Source organism: Rhodococcus sp. AZ1 (assembly GCF_054979605.1).
Genome location: NZ_JBUEQF010000003.1, coordinates 43,526 through 61,118 on the forward strand (window position 1 = coordinate 43,526; position 17,593 = coordinate 61,118).

General features: G+C 67.6%; 11 protein-coding genes and 1 pseudogene. 1 reads left to right on the forward strand and 11 read right to left on the reverse strand.

Annotation, left to right across the window (positions count from 1 at the left end):
• Window positions 1-151 precede the first annotated feature (151 nt).
• The 11 genes and pseudogenes from fadD32 to glf all read right to left on the reverse strand — a co-directional run.
• Window positions 152-2,035 (reverse strand): annotated as a pseudogene (fadD32, locus tag ACY48E_RS04670) (long-chain-fatty-acid--AMP ligase FadD32); the annotation flags it as partial.
• Window positions 2,036-2,313: 278 nt separating this feature from the next.
• The gene (locus ACY48E_RS04675) at window positions 2,314-3,315 is read right to left on the reverse strand and encodes an LLM class F420-dependent oxidoreductase (RefSeq protein ID WP_462870934.1); all 1,002 of its coding nucleotides are present in this window, start codon (window positions 3,313-3,315) and stop codon (window positions 2,314-2,316) included.
• A 162-nt stretch (window positions 3,316-3,477) separates the two neighbouring features.
• Window positions 3,478-4,455 (reverse strand): cutinase family protein, encoded by a 978-nt coding sequence (locus ACY48E_RS04680; protein ID WP_462870935.1) that lies wholly within the window; start codon window positions 4,453-4,455, stop codon window positions 3,478-3,480.
• A gap of 11 nt (window positions 4,456-4,466) precedes the next feature.
• The gene (locus ACY48E_RS04685; protein ID WP_462870936.1) at window positions 4,467-4,988 is read right to left on the reverse strand and encodes a DUF732 domain-containing protein; all 522 of its coding nucleotides are present in this window, start codon (window positions 4,986-4,988) and stop codon (window positions 4,467-4,469) included.
• Window positions 4,989-5,145: 157 nt separating this feature from the next.
• Entirely contained in the window at window positions 5,146-7,191 is a 2,046-nt protein-coding gene (locus ACY48E_RS04690; protein WP_462870937.1) for an alpha/beta hydrolase-fold protein, read from the reverse strand.
• Window positions 7,192-7,463: 272 nt separating this feature from the next.
• Window positions 7,464-8,507 carry an alpha/beta hydrolase gene (locus ACY48E_RS04695; RefSeq protein WP_462870938.1) on the reverse strand — a complete coding sequence of 348 codons (1,044 nt, stop codon included), beginning with the start codon at window positions 8,505-8,507 and terminating at the stop codon, window positions 7,464-7,466.
• 216 nt (window positions 8,508-8,723) lie between these two features.
• On the reverse strand, window positions 8,724-10,622 hold the full coding sequence (gene zomB, locus ACY48E_RS04700; RefSeq protein ID WP_462870939.1) for a flagellar motor control protein ZomB: 1,899 nt from the start codon (window positions 10,620-10,622) through the stop codon (window positions 8,724-8,726).
• Complete coding sequence (locus tag ACY48E_RS04705) at window positions 10,600-11,505, reverse strand: decaprenyl-phosphate phosphoribosyltransferase (RefSeq protein WP_462870940.1); 906 nt, start codon at window positions 11,503-11,505, stop codon at window positions 10,600-10,602. Before ACY48E_RS04705 ends, zomB begins: the two co-directional genes overlap by 23 nt.
• On the reverse strand, window positions 11,502-12,053 hold the full coding sequence (locus tag ACY48E_RS04710; RefSeq protein WP_462870941.1) for a phosphatase PAP2 family protein: 552 nt from the start codon (window positions 12,051-12,053) through the stop codon (window positions 11,502-11,504). The genes ACY48E_RS04705 and ACY48E_RS04710 overlap by 4 nt, the downstream gene beginning before the upstream one ends.
• The gene (locus ACY48E_RS04715) at window positions 12,031-13,884 is read right to left on the reverse strand and encodes a glycosyltransferase (RefSeq protein ID WP_462870942.1); all 1,854 of its coding nucleotides are present in this window, start codon (window positions 13,882-13,884) and stop codon (window positions 12,031-12,033) included. Before ACY48E_RS04715 ends, ACY48E_RS04710 begins: the two co-directional genes overlap by 23 nt.
• Window positions 13,881-15,119 carry a UDP-galactopyranose mutase gene (gene glf, locus ACY48E_RS04720; RefSeq protein WP_462870943.1) on the reverse strand — a complete coding sequence of 413 codons (1,239 nt, stop codon included), beginning with the start codon at window positions 15,117-15,119 and terminating at the stop codon, window positions 13,881-13,883. The genes ACY48E_RS04715 and glf overlap by 4 nt, the downstream gene beginning before the upstream one ends.
• Window positions 15,120-15,439: 320 nt before the next feature.
• Between glf and ACY48E_RS04725 the strand changes: the two genes are divergently transcribed.
• Window positions 15,440-17,590, forward strand: coding sequence for an N-acetylmuramoyl-L-alanine amidase (locus tag ACY48E_RS04725; protein ID WP_462870944.1), 2,151 nt, complete (start codon window positions 15,440-15,442; stop codon window positions 17,588-17,590).
• Window positions 17,591-17,593: the final 3 nt, after the last annotated feature.

The window sequence follows — 17,593 nt, forward strand, 5'->3', positions numbered from 1 at the left end:
ACGTTCTGATCTCGCGCACCGATCGACCACGAATGACCGTCCGCGAGCGCCTCTGTCTCTGTCCCGCCTACCCCTGCACGGACGCGTCGGCGGCCGACACCGTCGCTCCCGAGGAGACCGACTCGAGCGAGTCCGCGGCGGGATCCACTGCGGCATCGGGGAACGACTGCTGCTGGTATCCGCCCCGAAGGGTGCCCTCGATGTAGGCCAGGCGGCACGCCCGGCGCGCGATCTTGCCGCTCGAGGTCCGCGGGATCGAGCCCGCCGGCACCAGGAGCAGGTCACGAGCGGTGACACCGTGACGGGCGGCGATACCGGCGCGCACAGCGTCGAGAATGGGGCCGGGCTCGGCCTTGCCCGAACCGGGCGCGCGTTCGGCTACCACGACCAACTGCTCGGAGGCGTCGTCGGGGTCCTTCTGCAGGCCCCCGGTACCGCGGACGAACACCACGTCGGGAAGCTGATTGGCCGGAACGGAGAACGCCGCCACGAAACCTGGCCGCAGCGCCGGGCTCGACTCCTGAGCGGAGTACTCGATGTCCTGCGGGTAGTGATTGCGACCGTCGACGATCACCAGGTCCTTCACCCGACCGGTGATGTAGAGCTCGCCGTCGACGTACACCCCGTAGTCACCGGTCCGCATCCACTTGGCATCGTCGGGAGCGCCCGCCGCATGGCTGCCCTCGGTGAGGGCGTGCTCGAGCCGGTTGTGGAAGGTCTCGAGGGACTCACGCTCACGGCCCCAGTAGCCCTTGCCCATGTTCTCGCCGTGCAGCCAGATCTCACCGACGGTGTTGTCGGGCTGCTCCGACGCGGTCTCCGGGTCCACGATCGCCGCCCACTGACTACGTGCGACGTACCCGCAGGAAACCTGCGCGGAGGCGTTCGGGTGGCTCTCGTCGACCTTGACGATGCGCCCGTTGTTGAGCTCGTCCCGATCGACGTGGATGACGCGGGCCTCCTGGCCGCGCGCAGTGGACGAGACGAACAGCGTTGCCTCGGCCATCCCGTACGACGGCTTGATCGCCGCCTTGGACAGACCGTACGGACCGAATGCGTCGTTGAACTTCTTCATCGACGACACCGTGACGGGCTCGCTGCCGTTGATCAGGCCCACGACATTGGACAGATCGAGCTTCTCGCCATTGCGAGGAAGGCCGCGCTGTGCGGCGTGCTCGAAGGCGAAGTTGGGGGCTGCGGCGAACGTCTGGGCACCGTCGAACTCGGCCTGGAGTTCCTTGATCCACCGCCACGGCCGCTGGACGAACGCGCGCGGCGACATCACGGTGATGTACTGCCCGAGCAGCGTCGGAAGGATGATCGTGAGCAGGCCCATATCGTGGAACAGGGGCAGCCACGTAACGCCACGGGTGTCCTCGGTGATACCCAGGGCATCGACCATCTGCACCACGTTGGTCCCCACAGCGAGGTGGGTGATCTCCACTCCCGCGGGGACCCGGGTCGATCCCGAGGTGTACTGCAGATAGGCGACGTCATTCATGTCCGCAACGTGCTCGACCCAATTCTCGCCAATGCTGTCGGGAATGGCGTCGACGGCGATCACGCGGGGCCGCTTGGCGGCGGGAAGGGGGCGGAAGAATTCTCGAACACCGGCGGCGGAGGCGGTGCAGGTGAGGATGGCGGTGGGTTCGCAGTCGCCGAGCACCGCGTGCAGTCGGTCGCTGTGGCCGGGCTCGGCAGGGTCGAACAGGGGGACGGCGATGGCGCCGGCGTACACCGCACCGAAGAAGGCGACGATGTAGTCCAGACCTTGCGGAGCGAGGATCGCCACGCGGTCGCCCGGCTTGGTGACCTGGCCCACACGTACCGATACGGCGCGGAGCTTACGTCCGAATTCACTCCAGGTCAGCTCGTGGACGACCCCATCGCGGGTGGTGGAGTAGTCGAGGTACCGGTAGGCGAGCTTGTCGCCGTTCTTCTCGACCGCCTTCTCGACGTGGCGCACCAGGGTGTCGTGGTGGTCGATCGCGATGCGACCGCTCTGGTCCAGTACGTCATCCCACACAAAAGTCATAGTTGCTCCTCCGAAACGGGGCGGCTCGGCGCCGAGGCGATCCGAGCACTGTCCCCGTACTCACGCCACATCATGGTTCTCTAGTGTTCCTGGTCGCGCACGTCGTTCAACTCTGAACCGCACCAGCGCGCGATACTACTTGCTGGCTCACGTAGCCCGACAGCTGCGAACGAAACCTGTGAGAATCACAAGAATCGTACCTGCACACTGTGGCTCGTTCTGCCAACCGGATCTGCCGCCGACCGGATCTGCGGCACTACGCACTGACACCGTGAAGCTCACTCACCCTTCAACAACGCGATCACCGGAGCGAAGGCTTCCATCTGCGTCGGAAAAACCCCCACGTAGGACATCGACGTGAGCGCGCGAACGTTACGGATCTGATCGGCAATCTCCTCGAACGTCCCGATCGCGACGTAGGGGGAGTTGAGGATGTCGTCCACGCTCAGGGCGGTGTCGACCTCCATGTTCGGCATCATGCCCTGGTCGAGGGCGGTCAAGGCCATCTCGGCGGTCTGCCGACGGTCGTCGGAGATCACGATGGTGGTGATGGTCCAGTTGAGCTCGATGTCGGCGAACCGGTCCCCCGCACACGCGCGAATGTGCTCGACCCGCTCGATGCTCTTCTCGATGGTGATCTCCGAGAGCTTGAGCCTGCCCTCCGCCGTGGTGCTGGGAACGAGCGAAATGATGTCCGCATGTTTGGCCGCGAGCGCGAGCATGCGTGGTCCGCCGCCACCGACCATCAGCGGCGGGCGCGGACCCTGGCGCGGACGAGGACTGCCCTGCAGCCCCGACACCTGGTAGTGCTTGCCGGTGAACGTGCACTCCTGACCGCGCATGAGAACGTCGAGGATGGTCAGGGCCTCGTCGAGCTTCTCGATTCGGACGCCGGGGCGGTCGTAGTCGATCCCCGCGCGGCCGAACTCGTCCTTGAGCCAACCAGCGCCGATACCGAGCTCGAGCCGTCCGCGCGAGAGTTGATCGATGGTGGTGGCGTCCTTCGCGAGGATCGCCGGGTGGCGGAACGGGTTCGCGAGCACCGCGGTGCCCAACCGAATCCTCTCGGTCGCGACCGCGAGGGCGCCGAGGGCGGCGATCGGGCCGACCTGATTGCCCAGGTGATCGGGGATCATGAAGCTGTCGTAGCCCAGTTCCTCGGCGGTCCGAGCGAGAGCGACGAACTTGCGTGCGCCACCTTCCTCGGGGTTGCCCTCGCCACTGGCGGCAAACCTGAACGGCCGGACAGGCGCCGAAATGGGCGCTTCCCCTGAACTCATAGCCTTCTCCTGGAGCATGGACGGTTTCATGTCCCTTTCATCGACTGCGCGTCACCGCAGATCACGACGAGGCAACACTGTAACCGCTCCCGGGGCCTGATTCCGAACCCGTGCTGGACGGTCCCGAACCCGACTCCGTGTCAGAAATGGTAAGGATGACCGTCAGGAATGTGCAGGGGCAGGCGCTGCGGAGATCAGCCCGGCCGCCCACCGCACCGTCCACTCGGTGGCCGTCGTCCCCGCCGAATCCACCACGTACGACGCGTACCGCGAGTGCACCGGATTTCCCGCAGCCGCAGCCAGGGTGACCAGTGAACCCGGAATGTTCCTGAGCGACATGGCATCCGGGGACGACGCGCACACCAGGTCACCGGCGGCGCAGATGGTGTTCACCCGATCGGCGACCGTCCCGAACCCGCCCTGGCGAGCACCGGTCAACGTGATGCCCGGGACGTCGAGACCACCCAGAGCCACCTCCGCACCGACGCCGTCGGCCGGCGGGCCGACCTCCTTGGCGCTGGTTCCGTCGCGTCGACCGTCGGCGATGAGGGTGACTCCGAGGAGGTTCTGCGGCGCGATCGGCCCGGTGCCCGCGCCGATCGCTGCGGCCACGTCGCCGGCGATCACGGCGCCCTGGGAGAAACCGGTGAGCACGAAGTTGGTCAGCGGGCACGCGGTGCGACGAGCGGTGAGGATGGCGTCGGCGGCAGCGGTGCCCTCCGAGCGGGAGTTGTTGTAGGAGGCCTGACCATCCGGCGGGATCGCGATCGGATTCGAGAACTGCGCGACGTACGGCAGGGTGTAGATCTCCGCCCGCGCGGGCGCGAACTGCTGCTGCAGCGGGCGCGAGACGTTGAGCATCAGCGATGCGGGATTGGCCGTCGGGTTGTAGGGGTCGTCTCCGTCACGCGACTCCCAGGTTCCGGGGATCGCCAGCACGAACACGTCGGGACACGACGCCGGCTGCGACGTCGGCGGAGGCTGCGCGGCGGGTGGGCCCGGCGTGGGTGCGGGAGTGCGCAGGCGCCCGGCGAGCAGGTACCACGCGGCGACGGCCACCACGACCAGCACCAGCAGGATCACCAGGAGCTTGACGATCGATCGCCAGGGCGAGCGCCTACGGGTGGTTCGAGCCGACATCTGGGACGGTCCTAGCTGCAGTACGCAGAGGATGCGGTGTCGATGTACTTCTGCGCGAGCGCACCGGCCTGGTCGTCGGACAGGGTCGCGCCGGTGGCGACGGCCTCCGAGCCCACACTGGCCTTGACGATCGTGGCGATGGCGGCGGGATCGACGTTGTCGCGCTTGGCTGCGCAAATGTAGTTGGCGGTGGAGATGGCAATATCACCGGTTCCTGTCACCGTCACGCCCGCAGCCTTGAGCGCATCGAGGAACCTCTGCCCGCGCGCATCGATCTGGACGTCGGTGGGACCGGGGAACCCGGAGGGTACGGGCTGCGGCTGCTCCGGCGGCGCGGTGGCTGCGACATCGTTGCCGCCGGCGGTGCCCTCGGTGGGGACGACCGGGGCCGTGGTGGCGGGGGCGCCGGGGTTGGTGGTGCTCGGCTTACCGGTGGCAGTGGAGTCGTTACCGGAGCAGCCTGCCAACGCGAGAGCTGCGGCGAACGCGGCCGTCGCGGCGGCGACACGAAGCGGTGCACGGTAGGCGGTCATCCGCTGTCCTTTCGTCGAGAACGGTGCCGGGGCGGTCGGTCGGAGCGATTCGGCCGTTCGCGACGGTACCGACCGAGCCTGAGATAACTCTGTGGGTTGGTCGCGGATCCACCGGGACTCGTGGCCGACGACCACGAGTCCCGGTGTCACCCGACGATCAGGGCAGAACCTGAGTCTGTCCGTTCTTGAGCGTGATGAATCCGAACTGGAAGTTCTGCTGCACCCCGCCGGCGATCGGGAAGACGTCGCTGATCGGGTAGCCGATGCGGCCCGCCTCGTAACCGACGCTCTTCCAGGCGTCGAAGATCGGTCCGTTGAGGACGACCCAGGCGTTGGTGATCGGCGACCAGTAGATGTTGCCGCCCTCGAACTGGGTGAACCTGCCGCCGTCGCGGACCGGGATCTCGTTGGTCTGCGGGAAGCCCAGGGGGCTGTTCTCGAACCCGATCGAGGCGTACTTGGCCATGATGCGCCCGAGGACCGCGCGCGCGCCGTTGTTCGGGCTCCAGTACATGGCGCCGATCTCGAAGCCCTGGACCGCGCCCGGCTTGCTCGGGGTGGCCACCTCGTCGGCGACGGGGTATCCCAGCGGTCCGCGCTCGTAGCCCTGTGCGGCCCATTCGGCGAGGATCGCGCCGCGCACGGCGTGGGCGCCGGTCTGCGGCGTCCAGTAGATCATCCCGTTCTGGAACGAGTTGAAGCGTCCGCGGCCGTCGGGCGCGACGAGCTCGTTGGTGGTCGGCAGGCCGATCGGGCTGTCGGGGCCCTTCATGGCCTGGTACGCGCCGCCGATCGCACCGGCGACGGCAGCGGTTCCCGCGTCGGAGGAGAACACGCGACCGAAGCGGAAGTCCTGAGCCGTCCCGCCGGTCACCGGGTAGGGGTCGGTGAGGCAGTCGCCGAGGAACCCGTTGGCCGCCACCACGCCGGCGATCGCACCGCTGACGCCACAGTTGGGCTTGCCGACCTCGACACCGAGCGCGGCGGCCATCTGCGGCCACGACTGCTTGTACTCGAAGTTCCAGTACTGCCACGTGTGCGTACCGGACGGGCGGTAGTTGATCGACGCGGGAATGCCGAGCTGGTTCAGTCGCGTGGCGAACGTCTGCGACGTCAGACGCGCAAGGATCTCGAGGCCCGTGCCCGCGGTGTTGGTGCTGATCCCGGGGATTCCCGACGGCTGGTCGTACGGACCGGCCAGGCCGCTACCACTGGAGACGTAGATGCTCACGCCCCGCAGCTTGTCGGCGAGGGAGTAGGGATCGTGGGCTGCCCACGCCGGGTCGCTGGGCGGGCCCCACATCTTGTTCGCGTCGAAGTTCCCGGCGTCGCGCATCGCGAACGCCACGGCCTGAGGCATGCCCAGGGTGGTGGTGGTGAGGATGCCCGAGTAGGAGGCGGCGAACTTGAAGAAGCCGGGATTGCGGGCGGCGAGAGCCATCGCGGCGGTCCCGCCCATGGACAGACCCGCGACCGCACGGATCTTGCTGGTGCGCCACGAGCCCTCGAGAACGGGCGGCAGTTCCTTGGTCAGGAACGTCTCCCACTGGTAGTTCACGCCGTTGTCGGGCTGCTGCCAGTCGCTGTAGAAGCTGGACTGCCCACCGATGGGCAGGATGACGTTGACGTTCTTGTCGGCGAACCAGGATGCGGCGTCGGTCTCGAGGGTCCATCCGTTCTCGTCGTTGCGCGCCCGCAACCCGTCGAGCATCCACACCGACGGGAAGACGGCCTGCGGGCTCTTGTTCCAGTCGCGCGCGAGCAGGATCTGCACCTGGATGGGCGCACCCATGGACGGCGAGTTCACCGTGATCGCCACGCGGCGGTCGGTGATCCAGCGAACGGTCGACGGCGGAGCTGCGGTGGCCTGCGCGGCCAACGGTGCCGCTGCCGGTGCCGGCTCGGCGACCGGCACGGAGGTCGGCGCGGCGGGCGGGGGCGGGGCTGTCGTGGTGGGCACGACAGCGGGGTCGGTGGTGGGGGTCGCGGCCGGCGCCGTGGTGGTCGGCGGCGCGGTGGTGGTGGGTGCCGGGGTGGTGGTCGGCGCAGGGGCGGTCGTGGTCACGGGGGTGGGTGTGGCGGCGGGCTGCGCACCGGCCGGGGAGATTGCACCGCCGATGGCCAGGGGCAGGACGAGCCCCGCGGCGACCGCGGCGAGGAATCTGCGGCTCGGTGCCGCCGAACCTGATGTACCGAGACGCATCGCCTTAACTCGCTTTCTTGACGAACAGTGATCGACGACCGCATCGCCGGACGGGTCACCGAATAGTTCTACACGTTCAGGATCATCGGCACCGAACGGCTCGCTGTTACCACTGATGCTGTTGTTACCACTCTGTTACCCGATGCGGGAATGCGGGTTACCCACCACAGGCTTCCGGATTGCCCACCGCACGGTTCCGGACACGCATCGAGCCCCGGAACACCAGGTGTTCCGGGGCTCGACACCCGAGTGTGCAACCGACCGGGAGCAGGTCAGCCGATGTTGTTGCGCAGGTCGTCCTTGAGCAGATAGATCTGCTGGGACCAGTAGTCCCACCGGTGTGTGCCGTACGCCGGGAAGTTGTACGTCACGTTGTTGCCGCCGATGGTCGCCATACGGATCTGGAAGGCGCGACTGTTGGCCAGAGCGAGAGCCTCGAGTGCCATGCCGTTGGCGGTGTTGAAGTAGTCCACCAGTGACCGCGGGCGGTCGAAGTCGCCGGGCAGGCCGCTCGCGGCCGAGACCCACACGCGGGTGCCGTTGTCACGCAGACGCGGGGCGAACACGAACGGGTCGTTGCGCAGCCACGCCGGGTTCCAGGGCGGTCCCCACATGGCGTCGACATTGAAGCCGCCGGAGTCGAGCATCGCCAGGCGAATGGCCTCGCGCATGCCGGGGGCGGAGATGTTCAGGTAGCCCGAGAGCGAGCCCGCGTAGCTGAACTGTTGCGGGTAGTACGCAGCGAGCGTCAGAGCCGCGCTGCCGCCCATCGACAGGCCCACCACACCGTTGCGGGTGCGCGAGAAGCGAAGATCCGGCGCGGCGAGGCGGTCGGGGAGGTTCTTGGTCAGGAAGGTCTCCCACTTGTAGGTGACCTTCTGGTTGTTGAAGTTCGACGGTGTGTACCAGTCGGTGTAGAAGCTCGACTGACCACCGACGGGCTCGACGACGTTGATGCCCTGGCTCGCCAGGAACGAGCCGGCGTTGGTCTCGATCTCCCAACCGCTGAGATCGTTGCGGGCCCGCAGCCCGTCGAGGAGGTAGACCACCTTGTTGGTGTTGCCGTCGGCCGCACGCCAGACGCGGCTCTTGATCGGGCCCATCGACGAGTCGGTCCACACGTCGAAACCGCCGACGTCGGCCGCGGAGGCCGTGGGCGCGACGGCGACCACCAGGCCGAGCGGCAGTGCCACGCTCAGGCCGACAGCCACCAGAGCCCGGCGCAGCCGAGCACCGACACGCGAACGCTTCCCCCCGTGCGCGTCGGTCGTGTTGTTCGTGCCGTCCTTCAGGACAGCCACGGACCCCTCATGCATACAACTGGCCTCTCCGTATGTCTTGCGGTCGCCGACCGCAGAACCTTAACCGACGACATCGCGCCGATGGGAACCCCACCGTTGATACCTCGGCGCGCGCTCATCGTTACACAGCGCACATCCCGGCTGCACATCACTGCAGAAACACGGCGCGGATTCGGCTCGAAACTGCTGAGAATCACGCCCGAATGTGATGTGGATCTCACTACGGGACGGTCATTTTTCCGGTGGAAGTGGCAGAGAACAGTCCTCGAGCGCGTACTCGGGGACCCGATCGAACCGATAGGCGGCTATCTCGAGGGAGTTCTTGAAGTTCTGAACGAAGCGAGCGCGTGTGAGCTCGGACCGATACGAATCCAGCAGCTGCACCGTCTGCGGACATGTCAACGCCAGCTTGGCGCGCGCCACCCAGTTCTCGTCCATGAACGGGGGTAGGAACGGCTTGGTCTCGACCATGCCGGTGTCTGCGACCACCCAGTCCGCGTAGAGAGCCTTGTCGTGGCCGATCCGGCCACCGTCCAGGCGCGGCGTGTGGGCCGCCAACGGGTACGCCAGTCCCATCTGATCGAGCACCCGCACGTCGAGCCCCACGTTCATGCTCGTCATCCCCAGATTCAGGAAGTAGACGACGTGCTCGGCCCCGCCCGGCGGGATCGGCGCCGGTGGGGTCACCACGTCCCAGTAGGTGTACTGGGGACTGTTGAGCAGCAACCCACCGTTCGGGGTGTCCTCGATGGTGCGCACCATCGCGCGCATCCGTGGGTAGTCCAGGTAGTCGCTGGCCAGGATCGGGTGCTGGTGACCGGTGTTGAGGGCATAGAACGCCCGCTCGTCGACGATGCCGCTGCGCGTGAGGGAGCTGCCCCCCGGCATGCCCGGCGTCGACGCGGCGAAACCGGCCCAGACCATCACAGCGATCCACGCCAGTGCAGCGGGTACGGCCACCGCCGCGCGGCGCAACGGCAACGGCACCACCGAGACCGGGAGCAGCAGCATGAACAGACCCGGGAGCAGAGTGCGTCCGTGCATGAAGTCGCCGCCGACGCGGACGGTGTACACGGCGGAGAGCACACCGGAGAGCACCATCGCGGCCGTGACCGCCGCGGGCGAGCGCACCCACTGCGGCGCCGTCCGCACGGCCCGCACTGCGGCTGCGCGAAGATCGCGATCGGAGCGAGGCAGCGACACCTGCGCTCGGCGAGCCAGCACCACCGCCGTCACCACCGCGATCACCAGGGCGATCGCGAACGGGATCCACAGCCAGTACGGCGCGATGAGATTGATCAGGTACTTCGTCCCCTGACCCCACTTGCTACCGCCCGCATCCTTGGACACCGCGGTGTTCGGATACGGCAGGCCGTAGTAGCCCATCCGCCACACCTGGTAGCCGAGCGGGATCGCTCCTGCGGCAGCGACCAGGATCGCCTTGCGGAGAAGTCCGCGGGTGGCGACGAACATGATGACCAGGAACAGCCCGCCCACCAGCACCAGTTCCGGCCGCACCAACGGCGAGAGCCCGGCCCAGAACGCCACCAGGACAACCGGTGCACTGCGGTCGCGGTAGGCCCACCGCACCACCAGCAGCCACAGGACGGCCAGCCAGAACAGCACCAGGCACGTCTCGAGCCCGGACGTCGCGAAGTCGCGAGCGGGCGAGACGGCAATGTAGACGATCGCGCCGGCCGGAACCAGGACCGCGACGCGGCCGCGGTGCAGCCGGGCGGTGCCGATCATCGCGATCACCACCGCGGCGGTGGTCAGCACCAGGGCGATGGTGAGCACGACGTACTCGAGCTGCACTCCGCTGAGCCAACCGAAGAACCACACCACGTACGTCCATGCGGCGCTGGTGTTGGTCTCGACGCGCTCACCGCGGTTGAACACCGGCCCGTTCCCGGCGAGCAGGTTGCGCACGGTGCGAAGGACGATGAGGCCGTCGTCGGCGATCCAGCGACGCTCCCACGCACCGTAGAAGGTCAGTGCAGCGGTGACGGCGATGCCCAGTGCGCCGATCACACGGGCGTAGGTCGGCGTCGACAGCTCTCCTGTCGAGCCTTCTGTCGAGGCGATCTCGGGCGTGGCCGTGCGCTCCTCAGGTGAGGTAGACAGCGACACCCACAACTCCGATCCACACTATGGCGAGGAGTTGGAGCACTCGGTCACCGAGTGCGATCTCTTCCGGCTCCCCGGCAACGCCACCGTCGACGTCGACGGCATACCGAAGGATAGCGATCGTGAACGGGACCATCGAAATTGCGAACAGATTGGTGCTGTCGACGCGGTCCTGCTCGAAAGCCCACAGTCCGTAGCAGATCACCAGGGATGTCGCCGCGAGCGTCCAGACGAACCGCAGGTAGCTGGTGGTGTAACTCTCGAGCGAGCGGCGGATCTTCGCGCCGGTGCGCTCGGCGAGTTGCAGTTCCGCGTACCGCTTGCCGGCCGCCATGAACAGCGAACCGAAGGTCATGATCAGCAGGAACCACTGCGAGAGTGGGATGTTCGCAGCGACACCGCCGGCGATGGCGCGCAGCAGGAATCCCGACGAGACGATGGTGATGTCCAGGACGGCCTGGTGCTTGAGCCCGAAGCAGTACGCGAGCTGCACCCCGACGTACACCGCCATCACGACGGGCAGGTTGTTGTTGGCGACGAACGACAGGCCGATCGACCCGGCCAGCAGCACCACGGCCATCGCATACGCGAGGTTGACCGGCAGCACCCCGGCCGCGATCGGCCGGAACCTCTTGGTGGGGTGCGCGCGGTCGGCCTCCACATCCATCGCGTCGTTGACCAGGTAGACGCCCGAGGCGGCCATGCAGAACACCACGAAGGCCAAGCCCACCGGAGCCAGGACGTTCACGTCGGTGACCGAGCCGGCGGCCAGCGGCGCAACGAGCACCAGCACGTTCTTGACCCACTGACGGGGACGAACGGCCTTGATGATGCCGTCGACAAGATTCTTCGGGGGCGCTCCGACCGGTGCGGCTTCCTCGCTCATGATTCTCCTGCCGAGGTCGTGGACTGGGACTGGGACTGGAACTTCACGACGGCCGCGGCGGACACCGCGCCGAGCGCCGACCCGACGAGAACGTCGGAGGGGTAGTGCACGCCCAGAACAAGGCGTGAGAGGAGCATCGGCGGCACCACGGCCGCGGCAACGGGTTTGCCGAGAATGCGCCCGATCAGCACGGCAGCGGCGGTGGTGGACGTGGCGTGCGAGGACGGGAAGCTGAACTGCGACGGCGTCGACACACCCACGCGCACAGCCGGGTCGCTGGGTCGACGACGGCGTGAGATGCGCTTGACGACGATCGAGGCGGCGTGTGCACCGACCGCTCCCCCGGCCACACCGAGCCACTCGCGACGTCGCGGGCGATCGAGTGCCGCGCCGATCGCGCCGATGGCAATCCACCCGAGAGCGTGTTCGCCGAAGTGCGACATCCCGCGCGCGGCAGGGACCGCACCGGGCACCGCGCCCACGCTGCGCTGGACCGCGGCGATCACCGCGATCTCGCGCGGCGATCTACTGCTGGTGGCTGAAGACACGTTCCCAATGCTCCTTGCTGGTCAGTTCGGGGACGGCGCGACGATACTGCCCTGCGAGGTCCGGAAAGCGAACGCGCAGCTCACGGCGCAGTCGCAATGCCTCGGCGAGCAGTCCGGCGGCTGTCCGCGGATCCCGTTTGCGGTAGACCACGCCCCGGCCGTCGGCGGTGGTCACGGTGACGCCGTCGATCTGCGAGAGCAGGAACCACCGCGCGTCGAGGGTGGGGACGTTGAGCTGAGGACGCTCGTGGTGGGCGGTATCGGCGGCGCGCACGTTGTGCACCAGGCCCCGGCCGAGCCGCGCCACCTTGGCCAGCGCGCCGACGGGTTCACCGACAGCGGGAACGCTCGCACCGGAGGGTGCCGGCAGTTCGGTGGACGAGCCGACCACCACGGCGTCCGGGTAGGCGCGGCGCGCGGCGTGCACGTCACCGAGCGCGGTGGGCAGGATCGACGCGATGTGCGCCGGGCCCTTCAGGAAGTCTCGGATGGCCATGTTCTGGATCGCGACGGTGGAGTACTCGAGGCACAGCAGGTGCTTGGCGGTGGCCTTGACGGTGTCCGCGACGAGAGCATTGACGCTGCCCTGCATGTGGAGCGCCGCCACGACGAGGCGATTGCGGAGGTGGAAATACGCCTGCCAGTCGATGGCGTCGTCCTTGTCCGACCACGCCATGTGCCAGATCGCCGCGCCCGGCAGCGTCACCGTGGGGAAACCGTGCTCGCGAGCGCGTAGGCCGTACTCCGCGTCGTCCCACTTGATGAACAGCGGCAGGGGCTGACCGATGGTCTCGGCGACCACGCGGGGGATCATGCACATCCACCAGCCGTTGTAGTCGACGTCGATCCGCCGGTGCAGCAACTTGGAGTCCCGCAGCGGGTCCTCGGAGAAGTCGTGGTCGTACTCGACGTTCTGCGCGCCCCCCCACATGAAGATCGACATGTCGATCTTCTCGCCCATCACGTGGAGGTGGCTGCGTGCCTGCAGGTTCAGCATCTGGCCACCGACCAGGGTCGGCACCTTCGCGAAACGCGACATCGCCAGAGCCCGCAGGATCGAGTCCGGTTCGATCTCGATGTCGTCGTCCATGAACAGGATGTGCTGACAGTCCGTTGTCGTCAGCGCCTCGTACATGATGCGGCTGTACCCGCCGGACCCGCCGAGGTTGGCCTGGTCGTGCAGTGCCAGACGATCACCGAGCGCAGCGGCCGCGTCGACGAATCCCGGCTGGTCGCGCACCTTGCGAGTGCCCTGATCCGGCACGATCACCTTCTCGACGACTGCCAGCACCAGCGGATCCGACGCGAGCGCGGTGAGTGCCTTGACGCAGTCCTCGGGCCGGTTGAACGTGGGGATGCCGACGGCCACCGACGCGACCCCCGGTGCCTCCACGGGGGCGTACCAGCCTGCGGAGTCGAGCACACAGTCGGTGTCGGAGTTGACGTCGAACCAGATCCATCCGCCGTCCTCGAAGGGGGCCAGGTCGATCACGAACTCGAGCGCCTGACCGGAGCCGTCGGTCTCGAGTCCCTGGACGTGGATGCGGGAACTGTCCGCCTTGGATCGGTAGACGTCCACACGCGCGCGGCCGGTTATCGCCACACGTAGTACCACGGCGGTGAGGATGCTGTAGCGCCGCCAGTAGCTGGCGGGAAAGGCGTTGAAGTAGGTGCAGAAGGAGACTTCGGACTCCTGTCCGACGGCCAGCGACGTGCGCGAGCGCGCATGTGCGCGACGGGCGTTGGTGGAGGCCTCCTCCAGATACAGGGTGCGAACGTCCAGCGGCTCGCCCGGTCGGGGCAGCAGAATGCGCTGGAGCAGCGCCGTCACGCCCCCCCTCCCGGCTTCGCCGTCCCACCCGGCTGCGCCGTCCCACCCGAGAGCGGGGCGCCGGTCTCGAAGTGCGGACGCAGGGTGTTCTCGAAGGCGGTGAGCGCGCTGGCGATGGCCATGTGCATGTCGAGGTACTGGTAGGTGCCCAGTCGGCCGCCGAAGAGCACCTTGTTCTGCGCGGTCTCGGCCTTCGCGCGCTCGCGGTAGGCGGCGAGCTTGGCCCGATCGTCGGGGGTGTTGATGGGGTAGTACGGCTCGTCGCCTGACTCGGCGAAACGCGAGTACTCGCGCATGATCACGGTCTTGTCGGCCGGATAGGTGCGTTCGGGATGGAAATGCCGGAACTCGTGGATGCGGGTGAACGGGACGTCGGCGTCGTTGTAGTTCATCACCGGCGTGCCCTGGAAGTCACCGGTCGGGAGTACCTCGGTCTCGAAGTCGAGTGTGCGCCATCCGAGTTCGCCCTCCGAGTAGTCGAAGTAGCGATCGATCGGACCGGTGTAGACGATCGGCGCGTCAGGGTTGGCGGCCACCAGTTGCTCGCGCACGTCGAACCAGTCGGTGTTCAGCCGAACCTCGATGTTCTCGTGCTCGGCCATCTTCTCGAGCCACGCGGTGTACCCGTGCACCGGTAGCCCCTCGTAGTCGTCGTTGAAGTACCGGTTGTCGAAGGTGTACCGCACCGGGAGCCGGGTGATGTTGCCGGCGGGCAGGTCCTTGGGATCGGTCTGCCACTGCTTCGCGGTGTAGTCGCGAACGAACGCCTCGTACAGCGGCCGCCCGATCAGCGCGATGGCCTTCTCCTCGAGATTGGTTGCGTCCTCGACGGAGATTTCTGCGGCCTGTTCCTTGATGAGAGCGCGTGCTTGCTCGGGGGTGAAGTAGCGACCGAAGAACTGCGAGACCAAACCGAGCCCCATCGGGAACTGGTAGGCCTGGCCGCCGTGCAGCGCGAACACGCGATGCTGGTAGTCGGTGAACTCGGTGAACCGGTTGACGTACTCCCACACCGTCCTGTTGGAGGTGTGGAACAGGTGCGCGCCGTACTTGTGCACCTCGATACCGGTCTCGGGCTCGGGCTCGGAGTAGGCGTTGCCGCCTATGTGGTGACGCCGATCGAGCACCAGCACGCGCTTGCCCAGCTCGGAAGCACTGCGCTCGGCGATGGTCAGGCCGTAGAAGCCGGACCCGACGACGATGAGGTCGTACTTCCCTGATTCGAGATCGGTCACGGGGTCCGAGCGTATCGGACGTGGCACCGGTCCCCGACCGCGCCGAGAGACTGTGGGCGACGCTGTCGCAGTCCAGACCGTTCGAACACCTGACCGAAACTCTATACCTATGGTTGAGACTTGTGACAATTGTGTCTAATGTTGCGCAAGTTGTGTATCAACTTTCACATACGTAACACCAGCAACATTTGTGTTGCGCCACGAGCGGAGAACCACTCGCGGACGTGGAAGCCGAGCGCCAACGGCAGACCAGGGAGAGATCGCCAGTGCACCGTCGACCGAAACCATCGCTGATCCTCGGAGCAATCACCGCTCTCGTGGTGACCGGCCCCATTGCGGTCTACACGGCAAACCATGCCACCACCGATGTTCGTGCCAGCAACAACGGCGGCGTGGTGGTCGACACGACCATCGCCAAGATGGCACTCGCCACCGCGCCCGACATCACCATTCCTCTCAGTGAGATTCAGGGACTCGGCCTACCCGACATCACTCTCTCCGAACTGACCAAGGCGATCCCCGACAGCATCACGTTGCCGCCGATCCCGGGTCTGCCTCCCATTCCCGGCATCACCGCTCCGGCGCAGACCCCGATGAACGGCCAGAACCCCGTCGCCGCACCGGCCCCGACCGGCCTTCCCGCCGGGACCCCGGCCGGCGCCGTGGTGAAGGAGGTCAGCCAGGACTCCCCCTTCAGCATGGTCGCGATCACGGCGAGCGCCCTGCAGAACGCTGCTGCTCAGGTTCGGGCCCAACTGGCCGACGGCTCCTGGGGCCCCTGGTTCGCCACGCAGCCGATCGACAGCGCTGCCAAGGACAACGCACCCGCACCCGCGACGGTGGGCACCGACCCGGTGTTCGTCGGCCTGACCAAACGGGTGCAGGTGCTGCTCACCCCGGCGGCTGCCGCGACCACCGTGCTCGATCCCGCAGCAGTTCCCAGCACGCCCGCTCCACCTGTTCCCGGAGACCCGGCCGCTGTGCAGTACGGCTACGTTCCCGCCGCATTCTCGACACCGCTTCGGACGGGACCCGCGCGCACACAACTCGGCGATCCGGCGCCGCCTCCCGCAGTGGATCCGGCGGACCCCGCGGCGCCCCCCGCTGTGGATCAGAGCCCGCCCCCCGCCCCGGCCGACCCGCCGGTCGCACCCGCGCCGGCAGATCCCAACGCCGCTACCCCCGCGCCCGGCCCCGAGTCCGGAACCCCGGCGGCCGCGGCGCCGAACCCGCTCAACCCTGTTCTGCAGGCGGTCTCGGACGCCACGGCAGTCCTCATCAACCCCGGTACCTCTCCCGGTGACGCCAACCTGCCGTCCGCCGCGGGCGGGGCCACCGGTTCCGAACCGCCGATCATCACCCGCGCCCAGTGGGGAGCGGACGAGTCCAAGCGGTGCGCGTCGCCCACCTACGACGACAGCCTCGGTGGCGCCACCATTCACCACACTGCCGGCAGCAACGACTACACACGCGAGGAATCGGCCGGAATCGTGCGCGCGATCTACGCCTACCACGCGCAGACGCTCGGCTGGTGCGACATCGGCTACAACGCTCTGGTGGACAAGTACGGCCAGATCTTCGAGGGCCGCGCCGGTGGCCTCGACAAGAACGTCGAAGGCGCACACGCGGGCGGGTTCAACGAGAACACCGTGGGCGTGGCACTGATGGGCGACTACTCCACAGTGACCCCGAGCGAGGAGATGCTGCAGTCGGTGGGCAAGTTCCTCGGCTGGAAACTGGGCTTGAACAAGCTCGACCCCAAGGGAACCACCTCCATGGAATCGGAGGGCACAAGCTTCACCTTCGTGCCCAAGGGGCAGCGGATCACCCTGCCGGTGATCTTCGCTCACCGCGACGTCGGCAACACCGAGTGCCCCGGCGACGCCGCGTACGCCAAGATGGACGAGATTCGCAACCTGGCAGCCGCGAACCTGCCCGGCGCGGCGCCCGCACCGGCTCCGGCGCCCGCGGCACCCACCACACCGCCGGTGTCACCGGTGTCGGACCCGTCGCAGGCGACGACGACCCCGGCCACCACGGCGGACCTGGTCAACACCCTGCTCAGCGCAGCCGGGCAGTCACCGGTGGTGCAGAAGTGGATCGCCGACGGCGGCCTCACCGGCCCCCTGGGCACCGCCCTGACACCGCTGCTACCCGCGGCCCAGGGCCAGCAGCGCGCCGACTTCGCGGGTGGATCGGTGTACTCGACACCCACCGGCCAGGCGTTCGCGGTCCTCGGCAAGATCCTCGACGCGTTCCGCGCGCAGGGTGGCGACACCGGCCCCCTCGGCCTGCCCGTCACGGACGAGTTCCGCACCCCCGGCGGCGCACAGTCGGACTTCCAGAACGGGTCGCTGATCTTCGATCAGGTCACCGGAATCGTCTCGACGGTGCTGAAGACCTACACCGACACGTACAACCAGCAGATGGCAGCGAACGCCCCTGCCCCCGCCCCGGCGCCCGCCGGGTGAGCC